The 14430-nt window shown below is 72.5% G+C and carries 13 protein-coding genes; 4 read left to right on the forward strand and 9 right to left on the reverse strand.

The genetic code is table 11. The features are described from left to right. From ABZS51_RS14955 to ABZS51_RS14985, 7 genes are all read right to left on the reverse strand, one after another. Window positions 1-663, reverse strand: a 663-nt coding sequence (locus ABZS51_RS14955) for a BadF/BadG/BcrA/BcrD ATPase family protein (RefSeq protein WP_355440399.1), incomplete at its 3' end; no start/stop codon positions are given. Beyond that, a complete protein-coding gene (locus ABZS51_RS14960; RefSeq protein WP_355440402.1) occupies window positions 660-1685 on the reverse strand; it encodes a hypothetical protein in 1026 nt (341 codons plus the stop codon). The genes ABZS51_RS14960 and ABZS51_RS14955, both read right to left, overlap by 4 nt. Then, window positions 1682-2428, reverse strand: coding sequence for an SIS domain-containing protein (locus ABZS51_RS14965; RefSeq protein WP_355440405.1), 747 nt, complete (start codon window positions 2426-2428; stop codon window positions 1682-1684). The genes ABZS51_RS14960 and ABZS51_RS14965 overlap by 4 nt, the downstream gene beginning before the upstream one ends. 11 nt (window positions 2429-2439) lie before the next feature. Further along, entirely contained in the window at window positions 2440-3243 is an 804-nt protein-coding gene (locus ABZS51_RS14970; RefSeq protein WP_355440409.1) for a carbohydrate ABC transporter permease, read from the reverse strand. After that, the gene (locus tag ABZS51_RS14975; protein WP_355440412.1) at window positions 3240-4124 is read right to left on the reverse strand and encodes a sugar ABC transporter permease; all 885 of its coding nucleotides are present in this window, start codon (window positions 4122-4124) and stop codon (window positions 3240-3242) included. The genes ABZS51_RS14970 and ABZS51_RS14975 overlap by 4 nt, the downstream gene beginning before the upstream one ends. Continuing rightward, the gene (locus ABZS51_RS14980) at window positions 4115-5350 is read right to left on the reverse strand and encodes an extracellular solute-binding protein (RefSeq protein WP_355440415.1); all 1236 of its coding nucleotides are present in this window, start codon (window positions 5348-5350) and stop codon (window positions 4115-4117) included. Before ABZS51_RS14980 ends, ABZS51_RS14975 begins: the two co-directional genes overlap by 10 nt. Before the next feature lie 9 nt (window positions 5351-5359). Continuing rightward, a complete protein-coding gene (locus ABZS51_RS14985) occupies window positions 5360-6223 on the reverse strand; it encodes a MurR/RpiR family transcriptional regulator (protein WP_355440418.1) in 864 nt (287 codons plus the stop codon). Window positions 6224-6335: 112 nt separating this feature from the next. Between ABZS51_RS14985 and ABZS51_RS14990 the strand changes: the two genes are divergently transcribed. Further along, window positions 6336-7973: a bifunctional metallophosphatase/5'-nucleotidase gene (locus ABZS51_RS14990; protein WP_355440420.1), complete on the forward strand. Its 1638-nt coding sequence runs from the start codon at window positions 6336-6338 to the stop codon at window positions 7971-7973. A 48-nt stretch (window positions 7974-8021) separates the two neighbouring features. On the opposite strand, the gene ABZS51_RS14995 is transcribed toward ABZS51_RS14990, so the two are convergent. Beyond that, window positions 8022-8981 (reverse strand): LysR family transcriptional regulator, encoded by a 960-nt coding sequence (locus ABZS51_RS14995; RefSeq protein ID WP_355440423.1) that lies wholly within the window; start codon window positions 8979-8981, stop codon window positions 8022-8024. Between the two features lie 114 nt (window positions 8982-9095). Between ABZS51_RS14995 and ABZS51_RS15000 the strand changes: the two genes are divergently transcribed. Together ABZS51_RS15000 and ABZS51_RS15005 are read left to right on the forward strand one after the other, a co-directional pair. After that, on the forward strand, window positions 9096-10016 hold the full coding sequence (locus tag ABZS51_RS15000; protein WP_355440426.1) for a zinc-binding dehydrogenase: 921 nt from the start codon (window positions 9096-9098) through the stop codon (window positions 10014-10016). Window positions 10017-10056: 40 nt separating this feature from the next. Beyond that, window positions 10057-10488 carry a nuclear transport factor 2 family protein gene (locus tag ABZS51_RS15005; protein ID WP_355440429.1) on the forward strand — a complete coding sequence of 144 codons (432 nt, stop codon included), beginning with the start codon at window positions 10057-10059 and terminating at the stop codon, window positions 10486-10488. A 76-nt stretch (window positions 10489-10564) separates the two neighbouring features. Here ABZS51_RS15005 and ABZS51_RS15010 read toward each other — a convergent pair whose 3' ends face one another. Beyond that, a complete protein-coding gene (locus ABZS51_RS15010; RefSeq protein ID WP_310711420.1) occupies window positions 10565-11326 on the reverse strand; it encodes a class I SAM-dependent methyltransferase in 762 nt (253 codons plus the stop codon). A gap of 221 nt (window positions 11327-11547) precedes the next feature. On the opposite strand from ABZS51_RS15010, the gene ABZS51_RS15015 reads away from it, so the two are divergent. Continuing rightward, window positions 11548-14424: an AAA family ATPase gene (locus ABZS51_RS15015; protein ID WP_355440432.1), complete on the forward strand. Its 2877-nt coding sequence runs from the start codon at window positions 11548-11550 to the stop codon at window positions 14422-14424. Window positions 14425-14430: the final 6 nt, after the last annotated feature.

A 14430-nucleotide genomic window follows, 5' to 3' on the forward strand; every position in this document is an offset into this window, starting at 1 on the left:
GTCCCCGGCCCCCGCCGCCTCGGCCACGAGCGGGGACGCGGCCGCCACCAGCATCCGGTCGGCCTGCGCCAGCCGTACGATGCGGTCGGCGCGCCGCCGCGGCTCGCCGGTCACGCCGAAGTGCGCGCTGACCAGCTCCGCCAGCGGTCCGGACGGCAGGCCGCGATCGAGCGCGTGGACGGCCGCGCGCACCCCGGCCCGGCCGATCCAGAACCCTCCGCCCTCGTCGCCGAGCAGCCACCCGAGCCCGTCGGCGACGGCCGTCACCGCGCGGCCGGAGAAGCGGGCGGCCGCCGCCCCCGTCCCGGCGAGCAGCAGCGTGCCGGAGGGCGCCGGGGTGCCGGCCGCGTAGGCGACGTCCACGTCACCCACCAGCCTGGGCGGTGACGCGATGCCGCATCCGGCCCAGATGTGCCGCAGCACCTCGGCGAAGCCGTCGTCGGCGCCCGCCACCCCCGCCACCGAGGCGGCCACCAGCGACGGGTCAAGGCCGTCGAGCGCGCGGCGCAGGGCCTGCTCGATCGCCGCGCCGGCCGCCGTGGCGCCGTGCGCGGCCGGGTTGCCCGGGCCCGCGGTGCCGTATCCGAGCCTGGTGCCGTCCGCCGCGTGCAGGGCGGCGCGGGTGGTGGTGCCGCCGGCGTCGACGCCGGCGAAGAGGATCACCGGACCAGCCGCGCCGCGCCGGGCGCGAGGGTGAAGGCCGTGCCGCAGGGCGCGTAGGTACCGGTCGCCGGGTCGAAGGCCTCGGTGATGCCGTCGAGCGTGACCTCGACCGGCTGGTCGAAGCGGGCGTTGCAGACGAACCGCAGGCGCTCGCCGTAGCGGCCCACCAGGGCGTCGCCCGCGTGCTCGACCGACGTCCACTCGGGCAGCTCCGCGGCCACCGGGCGCAGCCAGCGGGTGTTGAGGTCACGCACGATGCCGTAGCGCTCGGTCGGCGCGCCGTCCCCGTCGATCAGCGCGGGCTGGAAGCCCTCGCCGCGCGCCGGGTCGGGCGTCCAGTAGGTGAAGTACTGGATTCCGGTGTAGCCGTGGGCCAGCGCGGTGTTGACCTGCCAGGCCAGCTCGGCGGCCGACGGCTCGCGGTGCCGGTCGTAGGCCAGCGTCTGCACGTACATCCAGGCGGGCAGGCCGGCTCGGCGCGCGTGCTCGCGCACCGTGGCCAGGTCGGCGAGGTAGTCCTCGTCGAAGCCGCCGGCCAGGAACGGGTAGCGGTCGAAGGAGAGCACGTCGGGCCGGACGAGCCTGGTGAACTCGCCCACGTACGCGTCGTAGGGGCCGGTGGCGTGGCTCGGCAGGAGATTGGCGTAGGCGAGGGCGCCGGCGGCGCGCACGGCGGCCACCCCGGCAGCCACCCGGGGGAACTGCCCGGCGTGCGGCTCGTCCATGAGGCTGAGTCCGCGGAAGGATTGGAACGGGCGGTAGTCCTCGACCACCCGGCCGATCAGCGGCGCAGGGTCCGTGTCCAGGTCGCGCATGAGCACGTCCACGCGCGGGTCCGAGGCGACCAGCACGCCGAGCCCCGCCTCCTCGGCGCGGGCCAGCGCGTGGCGCAGGATGACGCGGTCGTTGAGGTAGTTGCCGGTGATGACCAGGTCGATGCCGGCGTCGGCGATCTCCCGGTAGCGGGCGGCCGTCGTCTCGTGGGGAGGCGGCGGCCAGAAGGCGGCGATCGTCAGGTTCACAGCGCCCCGGTCCTGATCCGCCCGGCGTAGCGGGCCACGAGGGCGTCGTTGTGCGCGTCGGCTCCGGGGATGTTGGCCGACCGGTAGACCGGCGGGATCGTCCCGTCGGCCAGGAGCAGGCCGATGGCCTCGGCGACCATCAGCTGCACGATCAGCGCGGAGGTGATCGAGGAGATGCCGCAGATGGGGCCGTGCTCGGTGGGCAGGACGGCGTCGCCGTACGGGGCGAGGTTGTCGATCACGAGATCGGCCAGCTCGAACAGCCGATGCCCCGACGGATGGCGCGAGGTGATGGCGCTGGAGTGGGCCAGGGAGGTGATCGCGATCAGCGGCAGGCCGCGCTCCTTGACCAGCCGGGCCATCTCCACGGTCGACCCGTTGCCGCCCGAGTTGGAGGCGATGACGAAGGCGTCGGCCTCCTCGATCGTGTGCAGGGCCAGCACCTGGTGCGCGGTGCGCGGGTCGCGCTCGGCCAGCGGGTCGAACGCGCCGGGGTCGGCCGAGCTCAGCACCACCGGGTCGCGCAGGGTGAGCCGGTTGGTCGGGATGAGACCGCCCGCCCGGCCCGCCACCTCCAGCGCCACCGCCTCGGAGTGGCCCGTTCCGTAGGCGTGCAGGACGCCGCCGGCGCGCACGGTCGCGGCGATCAGCGCCCCGGCCTGCCTGATGGTGGGCGACTGGCCGGCCACCAGCCGGTCCAGGCGGGAGCGGGCCTCGTCGGCGAAGGCCATCACAAGATCCATCAACTGTTTCCTCAACGGTTCATGCCGGCGGTCAGCCCGGCGACGATCTGGCGCGTGGCCAGGACGAAGAGCACGACCAGGGGGATGGTCGTCATCACCAGGCCGGCGAAGATCGTCCCCCAGTCGTTCTGGAACTGGCCGAAGAAGTGGGTGAGGCCGACCGGCAGGGTCAGCTTGCTCTCGTCCCGCATCAGGACCAGGGGGTAGAAGAAGTCATTCCAGATCGGTACGAACTGGAAGACCACCACCGTCGCGAGCGCGGGCCGGACCAGCGGCAGCATCACGTGCCAGAAGGTCGCCCACGGCCCGGCGCCGTCCAGGGCGGCGGCCTCGTCCAGCTCGTACGGCAGCTGACGGAAGAAGGCGGTCAGCACGAAGACGTTGAACGGCACCGACCCGGCCGCGTAGACCAGCACCAGCCCGGCCAGCGAGTCCACCAGCCCCATGCTCTCCAGCAGGTAGAACAGCGGCAGCACGCCCAGGTGGGCGGGCAACGTCATGCCGGAGACGAAGTAGGCGGCGAACAGGCTGCGACCTCGGAACTCCCTGCGGCCCAGCGGGTACGCGGCCAGCAGCGAGACCACGGCGCCGAGCAGCACCGCGCAGACCACGACGACCGTCGAGTTGACCACGTACGTGGAGAAGGACGCCTCCGTCCACGCCTTGGCGTAGTTGCCGAAGCCGGTGGGCCAGCCGAGCGGCTGATCGAAGATCTCGCTGGTGGGCCGGAAGGAGCTGAGCACCATGACGACCAGCGGCGCCATGGAGAAGGCCGCGTAGCCCCAGAGCAGGATCCTGATGCCCAGCGCTCTCACGCTCTCCTCCTCAGGACCCGCTCGAGCAGCAGCGTCGAGCCGAAGATGAAGGTGAACATGAAGACCGCCAGCGCCGAGGAGGTGCCCAGCGCGTTGACGTCGCCCGAGGCGAAGGCGGTCCGGTAGAACAGCAGGCCGAGCACGTCGGTGGCGCCCGCCGGTGCGCCGTTGGAGCCGCCGAGCGCGTAGACCAGGGCGAAGGTGCCCATGCTGCCGATGAAGCTGAGGATCGTGACGGTGGCCATGGCCGGCTTGAGCAGCGGCAGCGTGATGCGCCAGAACACCTGCCAGGAGCCGGCGCCGTCGGTCCTGGCGGCCTCGCCGTACTCCTGGGGGATGCCGGCGAGGGCGGCGCTGAACAGCAGCATCGGAAAGCCCACCCACTGCCAGGTGGTGATCGCGATGACGGTCGGCAGCGCGGTGCCGGGGTCGCCCAGCCACGGCATCGCCAGGCCGAGCGGCTTGAGCAGCGCGTTGACCGGGCCGAAGGCTGGGCTGAGCAGCAGGGTCCACAGGTAGCCGATGACCAGCGGATTGACCAGGTACGGCAGGGCGAACATGGTCTGCAGCGCCCGCTTGCCGCGCTGGGCACGGGACAGGGCGAGCGCGAAGGCCAGGCCCAGCGTGTTCTGCACGAGCATGGTGCCCGCGAAGAGCAGGGCGTTGTGTCCCAGCGCCGGCAGCAGCTGGTCGAGGAAGGCGCCCGACAGCAGGCCGGCGTAGTTGTCCACCCCGGCGAAGCCGCCGCGCAGCGTGCCCTTCCAGGAGAAGAAGCTGTAGGTCAGGCCGGTGAACAGCGGGTAGACCACGAAGACCGAGTAGAGAAGGAAGGCGGGGATCAGGAACAGGTACGACGATCCCCGCCGCGCGCCTAGAGCCATGTGGACACGCTCTTGTCGAGCTGCTCCGCCGCCTCCTTGGCGGTGACGCGGCCCAGCAGCATCTCCTGCAGCGCCTTGGAGAACACGGCGGCGGAGGAGGGGTTGCCGTAGGCGAACTCGTTCATGAAGTAGGTCGCGCCGTGCCGGCCGAAGGTCGCGGCCACCTCGCCGAGCAGGGGGTCCTTGGGCGTGACGCCGGGCACGGCGGAGAACGTGCGCTGGGTGTCGGTGTAGAGCCGGCCGTAGTCCTTGGAGGCCAGCCAGGCGGCGAACTTCAGCGCCTCGGCCTTGTGCTTGGTCTTGACGTTGATGCCGTAGGAGCCGTCGGTGAAGCCGGGCATGAGGCCCTGGCCCTCCGGCGCGGGCGGCGTGAAGACGCCCAGCTCGACGTCCTTGGCGTTCTCGCTGAAGAAGTTCAGCTCCCACAGGCCGCCGGGGAACATGGCGGCCTTGCCGGAGGAGAACAGGATCTGCGCGTCGGTGTAGGAGACGCCGGCGGCGTTGTCGGGGAAGTACGGCTTGAGCTTGTTGAGCTGGTCGATGCCCTCGACGAAGCGGGGGTCGGCGAACTTCTTCTGCTTGGCCTTGACGGCGGCGATGAACTCGTCGCCACCCCAGTGGGCGGTGCCGAAGATGCTCGCCACGATCGGCAGCATCCAGTCGTCCTTGCCGCCGAAGGCGAACGGGATGACGCCCTTGGCCTTGAGCTTGCCGGCGGTGGAGATCATCTCGTCGTACGTCTTCGGCGGGGTGAGGCCGTTGTCCGCGAAGATCTTCTTGTTGTAGATCACCTGGAGGGTCTGCACGGCGAACGGCACGCCGTACACCTTGCCGTCCTTGTCGCCCTTGGCGGCACGCAGGACACCTTCGTCGAAGCTCGCCAGGCCGGGCACGTCCTTGGTGTCGAGGGGGAGCAGCCGGCCCGCCTCGACGAGCGGCTGCAGCTGGGGTCCGGCGCGCAGCCAGGCGAGGTCGGGCCCGCTGTCGCCGGCCAGGCCGGTGGACAGGATCGTGTCGTACTCGGTGGAGGTGGTGAAGGAACGGGCGTCGACGTCGACGCCGGGATGAAGCTTCTCGTACTCGGCGAACATCTTGTCGAAGTTCGCCTCGGGGCCCCACCCCCAGACCGAGAGGGTGGTCTTGCCGTCGTCGGCACGGGTGGTGGTCGAAGGGGCACAGGCGGTGACCGCCATCGCCAAGGCGACAGCGGCGGCGGCGAGGCGCATGAGGGGCTCCTAGCGGGGGGGCAGGCGGTGCTTGGCGACCGCGTCGGTGGCTGTGGTCAGCAGCTCGTTGCTGGTGGCATGGGTGCGCTGGACGACGCCGATGTAGAGGCAGTCCAGGACCAGCATCTGGGTGTGGCGGGCGGCCACGCCGCCCGCGCGGAAGGGGGTGTCCTGCGCGGCGGTGGTGAGGACGATGTCGGCGGCCTCGGCCAGCGGGCTGCGCGGGAAGTTGGTGACCGCGATCGTGGTGGCGCCGCGTTCCCTGGCGATGGTCAGCGGCTCGACCACCTCGGCCGTGGTGCCCGAGTGGGAGATGCCGAGCGCCACGTCCTGCCGGTTGCGCGCGTTGGCGCTGCAGACGGCGCTGTGCACGTCGGTCCACAGCACGCACGGCCGGCCGATCGCGTGCAGCCGCAGGTGCAGGTCCATGGCGACGCCGGCGCTGCCGGCGACCGCGAAGAAGTCGATGAACCTGGCGCGCACCACGGCGGAGACCGCCCGGTCCACCGCCTCGAGGTCGAGCTGGGCCGCCGTCTCCTCCATCGCGCGCATGTCGCTGGCCAGCAGGCTGCGCAGCACCAGGCTCGCGGGGTCGTCCGGCGAGAAGGCGATCAGGCCCTGCTCACGCGGGGCGGCGTCGTTGCGGCCGAGCTCGGCCGCCAGCGCCAGCCTGAGCTCGGGGTAGCCGGCCAGGCCCAGCTCGCGGCAGAAGCGGGTGATGGTGGTGAGCGAGGTGCCGCACCGCTCCGCCAGCTCACCGATGGTCGAGGCGGCCACGACGGCGGGCTCGGCGAGGATCGTCTCGGCGATGCGCCGGTGGGCCGCGGTGAGGGTGGGCTCGACCCCCCGGATTCTGGCCAGGATCGGTGACATGGGAGGACCCTCCCGCTTCCCGGGCAGGTATGTCAATAGTTCACATTCGACATACGATGTTAGAAATTTTCCCCCTTGCGTGATTCATTGGGAGCATGTCACTTTCGAGGCCATGCGCAACCTTCTCCTGGCGCTGGTGCTCGGAAGCACCAGCCTGCTGCCCGCCCGCGCCGACACGGTCGACATCCAGTTACTGACCTTCAACGACTTCCACTCGTCCCTGCCGTCGAGCCTCGCCATGACCCCGGAAGGCCCCGTCGAGGCGGGCGGAGCCGAGTACCTCGCGGCCCACATGGACCGGCTGCAGAAGGACAACCCCCGCGGCACCCTGCGCCTGGCCGCAGGGGACAACATCATCAACAGCCCGGCCTCCGCGGTCATGAACGACGAGCCGGCCATCGAGGCGCTGTCGCTGATGCGCCTGGACGCCTCCAGTGTCGGCAACCACGAGTTCGACCGCGGGCTGACCGAGCTGCGCAGGCTGGAGAACGGCGGCTGTCACCCGATCGAAGGCTGCAGCGTGCCGGGCTTCAAGGGCGCCTCCTTCCCGTTCCTGGGCGCCAACATCGTCGACACCACCACGGGCAAGCCCGCCTTCGACTCCTACCTCGTCAAGGAGGTGCGCGGCGTCAAGGTCGGCATCATCGGGCTGACCCACAAGAACTCGCTGTTCGAGGCGCCCTCGCCCACGGCGCCCCTGCAGGGCCGTGATGAGGCCGAGACCGTCAACGCCTACGTCGCCGAGCTCAAGGCCAAGGGCGTGCGGACCATCGTCGTCCTGCTCCACCAGGGCGGCGGCCAGACCGGCGGCGGCCTGCCCAACCAGTGCAACAACCTGGCCGGGCCGGTCAAGGACATCGTCGCCAAGTTCGACCCCGAGGTGGACGCCGTCTTCTCCGCCCACACCCACAACGCCTACAACTGCGTGATCAACGGCATCCCCGTCACCCAGACGTCGGGGTTCAGCCGCGAGCTCACCCGGCTCAATCTCACCGTCGACCGCGCCACCGGCAACCCGGTCGCGGCGAAGGCCGAGAACATCACGGTCACCCACGACATCAAGCCCAACGGGCCGATCTCCGTGCTGCGCCGCAGGAGCGAGGAGGAGGCTCATCGCCGGCTGGACAAGCCGGTCGGCATGATCACCGGTGATCTCACGGCCGCGAGAAACGGCGCGGGGGAGTCGACGATGGGCCACGCCCTGGCCGACGCCCGGCTCTTCGCCACCTCGGCGCCGGAGAACGGCGGGGCGCAGATCGCGATCCAGCCTCCGTACGGCGGAGGCATCGGCGGCGACCTGTACGTCTCGGCCACCGGCAACGACCTGCCCAACCTGGTCACCCACGGCGAGGCCATGCGCGTGCAGCAGTTCAGGAACGCCCTGGTCACCATGACCCTGACGGGCACGCAACTGGAGCGGCTGCTGGAACAGCAGTGGTGCGGGCAGGGCACGGCGCGCGTGCTCGGCATCTCCAAGGGCCTGACATACACCTACGACAACGCCAAGCCGGCCTGCGACAGGATCGACCCGGCCACCGTCAAGCTCAACGGGACCGTCGTCGACCCGGCCGCGCAGTACCGCCTGACCGCCAACTCCTTCATCGCCAACGGCGGCGACGGCTTCTCCGTGCTGACCGAGGGCACCGACCGGGTGGAGAAGGTACGCGACATCGACGCCTTCGAGTCCTACCTCCGGGCCAGGAGCCCGCTGCCGCCCCCGGCCCTGGGCCGGGTCACCCGCGTGAACTAGCCCTTCGCGGCGCTTCGAGGTCGTCGTCGCTCGTGCCCGGCTCGCCGGTCAGTCACCCATCAGGCGCGCGAGTTCCGCGTGGTCGGTGTCCGGGAGCCAGTCGCGCTCTGGTGCGTAGTCCAGCCAGCGCCGGGTACGGCCCGCTTCGGCGAAGCCGCGCAGCAGGGTGTCGAGGCTCGGGTGGCGGCGCGACTCCTGCCACACCAGCGACCACGCGTACAGCGGGGTCGGCGCGGTGAGCGGGATCGAGCGCAGATCCGCGTAGCCGGGCAGGGGCGCGTCGCTGGGAAAAAGCGTGAAACACGTCGGATCAGTGCGAATGTGCTGGACGAGGTGGTCCGGCCCCAGGTTGGGGCCGTCCTGGCGACGCGTGATCCCGAACTCGTCCGCGAAGCGCCGCAGGAAGTCGAGGCGGGTCAGTTCCGCCGGGCACCACAGGGTGCTCTCGCGCAGGTCGGCGGGGCGCAGTTCATCCGCGCCGGCCCACGGGTGGGAAGCGCTGACGACCGCGTCGACGGGCTCCAGGCGGACGAGCCGCTGGGCGATGCCCGCGTCGCGGCCGCCGGGCAGCGGGTGTACCCGGCCGAAACCCAGGTCGGCGTCACCACGCAGCAGCGCTTCGGCGGCCGACGGCCAGTCGCGTGCCGGGCCGGTCTCCAGGCGTGTCGCGTTGAGCGTCTCCACCGCCTGCGCGACGGTACGCATCGGCGCGTAGAGATGGCCCCACACGTCGAGACGTACGACCTGCCCGGCGCCCAGCGCCGCCGCGACCGCGCGGTCACCCGCCGCGAGAGCCTCACGCGCGGCCGGCTCGAACCGCTCACCGGCCTCGGTCAACCGCGTGCCGCCCTCCCGTTCGAACAGGCGGACACCGAGCAGCGTCTCCAGGCGCGCGATGCGTTTCGACAGCGCCTGCTGGCTGGTGCTCAGCTGGTCGGCGGCGCGCCCGAAGTGCAGCGTCTCGGCCGTCGCGACGAACGCGCGGACCAGGGCGAGGTCGAGATCCATGCCGCTGACCATATGCGACAACCCGGCGTTGTCGGCCTGGAAGCTCCGTTGTTGGCCTGGCCGCCGCCTCACCCGGTGAAGTGTTCTCGAGACACCACCCAGGAGGCAATGACCATGAAGGCTCTCGTACCGACCGGAGATCCCGCCGAACCGGTCGTGCTCGCCGACGTCCCCGAGCCCACGCCGCGCGCCGACGAGGCGCTGGTGAGGGTGGAGGCGTACTCGGTCAACCGCGGCGAGACGTTCAAGCTGGAAGCGCCCGTGCCCGGCGAACGGCCCGGCAAGGACATCGCGGGGCTGGTGGTGCAGCCGGCCGCCGACGGCAGCGGGCCGGTCGGTATCGCGCGCGTCGTCGGTCACCCCATGGCGGGCGGCTGGGCCGAGTACGTGGCCGTGCCGGCCGGCGCCCTCGCGGTCCTGCCGGACAGCGTCTCCGCGGTCCAGGGCGCGGCGCTGCCGCTCGCGGGGCTCACCGCGCTGCGGCTGTTGCGCGCGGCCGGGCCGGTACCGGGCCGGCGGCTGCTGCTGACCGGGGCGTCGGGAGGCGTGGGGCACTATGTGACCGAGCTCGCCGCCGCCGCCGGGGCGGAGGTCACGGCCGTGACCCGGGACGCCGAGCGCGGTGCCCGGCTCACCGAGCTCGGTGCGACCGAGATCGTCCACCACCCGGCCGACGCGCGCGGACCGTACGACATCGTGCTGGAGTCGACGGGTGGCGAGGCCCTTCCCCTCGCGCTCGCGCGGCTCGCCAAGCGGGGCACGCTCATCTGGTTCGGGCAGGCCAGCAGGACCCCGACGACGCTCGACTTCTTCGACTTCTTCCAGGGGCCCGAGTCGGCGGTCATCCGCCACTTCCACTACCTCGACGCCGACACCGGTCTCGGCGAGGACCTCGCGACGCTCGTCCGGCTGACCGCCGAAGGCCGCCTGCACCCCGAGATCGGCCGCGTCGCGGACTGGTCCGCGACCGCGACCACCCTCACCGACCTGCGCGACCGCCGCATCCGCGGCAAGGCCGTGCTCACCCTGTCCTGAACGACCGCATCCCTGAACGACCAGACAAGGAGTTCGCACCATGACCACCGAGCCCAGGGACGTCGTCATCCGCTACGTCGAGGCCGTCCGCGACGGCGACGCCGACGTCATCCACGACAGCTTCGCCGAGGACGCGACCTGGCACTACCCGGGCGACCTGCCGATCTCGAAGGTGTGGCGGGGCCGCGACGCGATCGTCAACGACTTCCTGGGCGGCATGGGTCCCGTCCTCGTCCCCGGCACCATGAAGATCGAGCTGGTCGGAACGATCGCCGAGGGCGACCGCGTGGTCGCCGAGTGGACCTCGAAGGCGCGGACCGTGTACGGCGGCACCTACGACAACCGCTGCGCCGGGATCTACACGGTCCGCGACGGCAAGATCGTCTCCGTCGTCGAGTACGCCGACACCCGGCATGTCGCGGCGACCCTCTTCCCCGGCCACCGCGGTTCCGAGCCGGCCGGCGCCGTCTGAGCCGGCCGGCGCGATGCTAAACCAGGTCGTCTCCCGGGGTGCGGCCCCGCAGGAGCCGCGTACGTGACCCCCGCGCTCACGCCCGCCGGGTGACGCGGATCTTCGACTGCTTGTGCGGCAGGCGTTCCCAGTCCTCCATGAGGACGGCGTCCAGGCCGTACCGGCCGGCGAGGGCGACGAGCGTCTCGGTGCGGTAGTAGAAGTCCTCGCGCAGCACGTGGTGCTCCTCGCCCTCCGTGCGGTCGAAGGTGAAGTCGAACCAGCCGTCCGGCCGCATGATCCGGCCGACGTGCGCGAAGCACTCCTCGATGACGTGCGGCGGCGAGTGGGAGAAGACACTGTGGGCGTGCACGACGTCGAAGTGCTCGTCGGGCAGGAACGCGAAGCGCAGGTCGCGCACCGGCGTCAGGTGCGGCAGCTTGTCGCGCAGGCCGTGGGCGGCGAGCGTGTCCTGGGCGGCGATGAGGATGTCGGGGGAGATGTCGACGCCGTAGTAGTGGCCCGTGTCCAGGTAGTCGATGAACAGGCGTCCGGCGCGCAGGTTGCCGCAGCCGATCTCCAGCATGCGCAGGTCCGGCTTGAGCCCGTGCTGCTTCAGGTAGTCGAACTGCATGCGCCCGAGCGCCAGCCAGCGCTTGTGCGAGTGCGAGCCCACGGCCCCCTCGGGGCTGCGGGCGGTGTCGGACCTCATCACGGCCCGGTAGTACGCGACGTGGTCGCGGGTGCGCAGCCGCAGCCACGTGTCGCGGGCCAGCCGGCGCAGGTGCGGGGCGATGCGCTCCGGGTGCGTCAGGGCGTAGCGGGCTTGGTGGGCGATGCTCGACCGGTTGTGCTTCACGTCAGGACCACCAGACGGGTGACGGTTAGGCCATGGAATCTAGGCGCCGGCGCCCCTCCGCTCAACGACCGGCCCGCACGGGGCGCGTCCGGATACGGCAAAACCCTCCCCGGGCGCACGGTCGGGTGGCCGGGGAGTAAGGAGAGGGTTGACCGAACTTGACGGTTAGTGGATAACGGAGTTCCGGCACGGGCAGAACACCGCACGGTTCGGAGCCTCCGATGACGAGTCCCGCCCCGCTTTCGCTGGTCGGACGTGACACGCAGCTCAGAGCGCTCCTCGACGCGATCACCAGCCCGCCCGCGGTGGCCCTGGTGCAGGGCGAGGCGGGGATCGGCAAGACCCGGCTGGTACGGGCCGCCGTGGAGCTCCTTCCCGACGGGGAGCGAACCGTGCTGGTCGGCCACTGCCACCAGCTCCGGGAGCCCTTCCCCTACGGGCCGGTGTTCGACGCGCTGCGCCACGCCGCGCCCGCCCTGCCCGGCAGGTCGGCGCTCAACCCGGTGACGGGGGCGCTGCGCGGTTACCTGCCGGAGCTGGCCGAGCACTTGCCGCCGTCGCCGCCCCCGCCGCCGGTCGACGACCCGCGCGCCGAGCGACACCGGCTGTTCCGCGCCGTCCACGCGCTGCTGTCCGCCGCGGGGCCCGTCGTGCTGGTGGTGGAGGACCTGCACTGGGCCGACGACGGCACGCGCGACCTGCTGCGGTTCCTGACCGACCAGCCGCCCGCGGGCCTGGCCCTGGTGGTCACCTTCCGGCGGGAGGGGCTGCCCGTGCCGGAGCTGCCGTTCGGCCACGCCTACAGGCATCCGCAGGGCGTCAACAGCGAGGTGGTGGCGCTGGCGCCCCTGGACGTGGAGGGCGTCAGGCGCATGGCGGGCACGCTGCTCGGCCGGGCGGAGCTGTCGGCCTCGTTCGCGGCCATGCTGCACGAGCACACCGCCGGAGTCCCGTTCGTGGTGGAGGAGGTCGTCCGCTCGCTGATCGACGACGCCGGCCGGCTCTCCGATCCCGGGGAGGGCGGTGAGGCGGAGCAGGCGGCCCTGGACCGCATCGCGGTGCCGCTGCTGCTGCGCGAGGCGATGGCGGAGCAGCTCGCCGGGCTGTCGGCCGACGCGCTGCGCGCCGTGCACGCGGCCGCCGTGCTCAAGCTGCCGGCGGACGAGCCGCTGATCGCCACGGTCTCGCGGGTCTCCGGCGTCTCGGAGGACATGGAGCTGCGCGAGGCGCTCAAGGCGGGCGTGCTGCTGGAGCAGCCCGACGGCCAGTACGGCTTCCGGCACGCCCTCGCCCAGCAGGCCGTCTACGACTCCATCCCCGGCCCCGACCGGCGGCTGCTGCATGGGCGGGCCATGGCCGCGCTGGCCGCGCTGGAGCCGCCGCCGCTGGTCCAGCTCGCCTACCACGCCCGGCGCGCGGGCGACTTCGACGCCTGGCGGCGGCACGGCGGCGCCGCCGCCGAGCAGGCCGCGGCGCTCGGCGACGTACCGCTCGCCGTCGAGCTGCTCGAAGGGATGCTCGCCGACCCCAAGTTGCCGCGCGACGCGCGCGGCCCGTTCGCCCTGCAACTCAGCAGGCTGGCCGCGGTCGGGCTGTCGCACCGGCGCGTCGCCCGGCTGCTGCGCCACCTGATGTCGGACGACTTCCTGTCGCCGGAGGTACGCGGCGAGGCCCGGCTCAACCTGGGCGTGCTGCTGTCGAACCAGGCGGGCGCCATCGCCGAGGGCCGGCAGGAGGTGCTGGCCGCGCTTCCCGACCTGGCCAACCGGCCCGGCATGGCCGCCAGGGGGCTGGCGCTGCTGGCCATACCGGCCTGGGGCGGCGAGCCGATCGCCACCCACCAGAAGTGGATGGACCAGGCAGAGAGCCTGGTCGTCGCCGACGAGGACGTGGAGCTGGCGGCGACCGTGCACGCCAACAAGGTCGCCTTCACCATGCTGGTCGGCTCGCCGGAGGCGTTCGCGCTGGCGGACACCCTGCCGGACAACCACCCGTCCGCCGGGGTGCGCCGGCAGGTGGCGCGCGCCTACTCCAACCTGTGCGACGCGGCGATCCCGCTCGGCCACTACGCGGCGGCCGGCCGGTATGCCCGTCTGGGCCGGCGGATCGCCGAGGAGAGCGGCGCCATGTACCCGGTGTACCTGGTGGAGATGTCGTCGATCAGGCTCGACTGGCTGACCGGCCGCTGGGAGGGGCTGCGGGAGCGGGCGGTCGCGGCCGTCGAGATCATGCCGGAGGCGCCGCTGCTGGGCGTGGACGCGCAGCTCGTCCTCGGCATGCTGGCGCTGGCCCGCGGCGAGTGGGAGGAGGCCGGGCTGCGCCTGGAGGCCACCGGGGTGCGGGCGGGCGACTCGGCGTTCCTCCCGGTCGCCGCCACCGCGTCCGGCGGCCTGATCGAGCTGTGCCTGATCCACGGCCGGCTGGAGGCCGCGCTGGCCGAGGCGGGCGGCGCGGTGGCCCGGCTGCGCCGCAAGGGCGTGTGGGTGTGGGGCGACCAGCTCGTGCCGCCCGCCGTCGGCGCGCTGCTGACGGCCGGGCGCCGGGAGGAGGCGGCCGAGCTGGCGGCCGAGTTCGCGGAGGGCATCGAGGGCCGCGACGCGCCGTCGGCCATGGCGGCGCTGGAGGTGGTCCGCGGCGCGCTGGCACGGGACGCGGGCCGGCTGGAGGAGGCGGTGGCGTGCCACGGCCGGGCAAGGGCGGCGTACGAGGCGATGCCGCGGCCCTACGGCGCGGCGCGGGCGGCGGAGGCCGAGGCGGCCGCGCTGCTGGAGCTCGGCGACCGGCAGGAGGCCGCGCGGATCGTGGCCGACGCCGCCGAGCGGTACGCGACGCTCGGCGCCACCCACGACGCGGCGCGCTGCCGGCACAAGCTGCGGCAGATCGGCGTCGGGGCGCCGCCGCGCAAGGCGCGCAAGGCGCCCGGCGGCGGGCTGTCACCGCGGGAGCGGGAGGTGGCCGGGCTGGTGGCGCAGGGCCGGACCAACAGGGAGATCGCCGAGGTGCTGTTCCTGTCGCGTCGCACGGTCGACACGCACGTGGCCAAGGTGCTGCAGAAGCTCGGCGTCCGCTCCCGCAACGACGTGACCCCGCCTTCGTGACGGGCC

Source organism: Nonomuraea sp. NPDC005501, from assembly GCF_040605905.1.
GTDB lineage: Bacteria > Actinomycetota > Actinomycetes > Streptosporangiales > Streptosporangiaceae > Nonomuraea.

Bases quoted from the DNA above. Each gene is read 5' to 3' on its own strand.
- ABZS51_RS14975 (WP_355440412.1), bottom strand. From the start codon at position 4,124: ATGGCTCTAGGCGCGCGGCGGGGATCGTCGTACCTGTTCCTGATCCCC.
- ABZS51_RS15000 (WP_355440426.1), top strand. From the start codon at position 9,096: ATGAAGGCTCTCGTACCGACCGGAGATCCCGCCGAACCGGTCGTGCTC.
- ABZS51_RS15005 (WP_355440429.1), top strand. From the start codon at position 10,057: ATGACCACCGAGCCCAGGGACGTCGTCATCCGCTACGTCGAGGCCGTC.
- ABZS51_RS14980 (WP_355440415.1), bottom strand. From the start codon at position 5,350: ATGCGCCTCGCCGCCGCCGCTGTCGCCTTGGCGATGGCGGTCACCGCC.
- ABZS51_RS15015 (WP_355440432.1), top strand. From the start codon at position 11,548: ATGACGAGTCCCGCCCCGCTTTCGCTGGTCGGACGTGACACGCAGCTC.
- ABZS51_RS14990 (WP_355440420.1), top strand. From the start codon at position 6,336: ATGCGCAACCTTCTCCTGGCGCTGGTGCTCGGAAGCACCAGCCTGCTG.
- ABZS51_RS14965 (WP_355440405.1), bottom strand. From the start codon at position 2,428: ATGGATCTTGTGATGGCCTTCGCCGACGAGGCCCGCTCCCGCCTGGAC.
- ABZS51_RS14985 (WP_355440418.1), bottom strand. From the start codon at position 6,223: ATGTCACCGATCCTGGCCAGAATCCGGGGGGTCGAGCCCACCCTCACC.
- ABZS51_RS14995 (WP_355440423.1), bottom strand. From the start codon at position 8,981: ATGGATCTCGACCTCGCCCTGGTCCGCGCGTTCGTCGCGACGGCCGAG.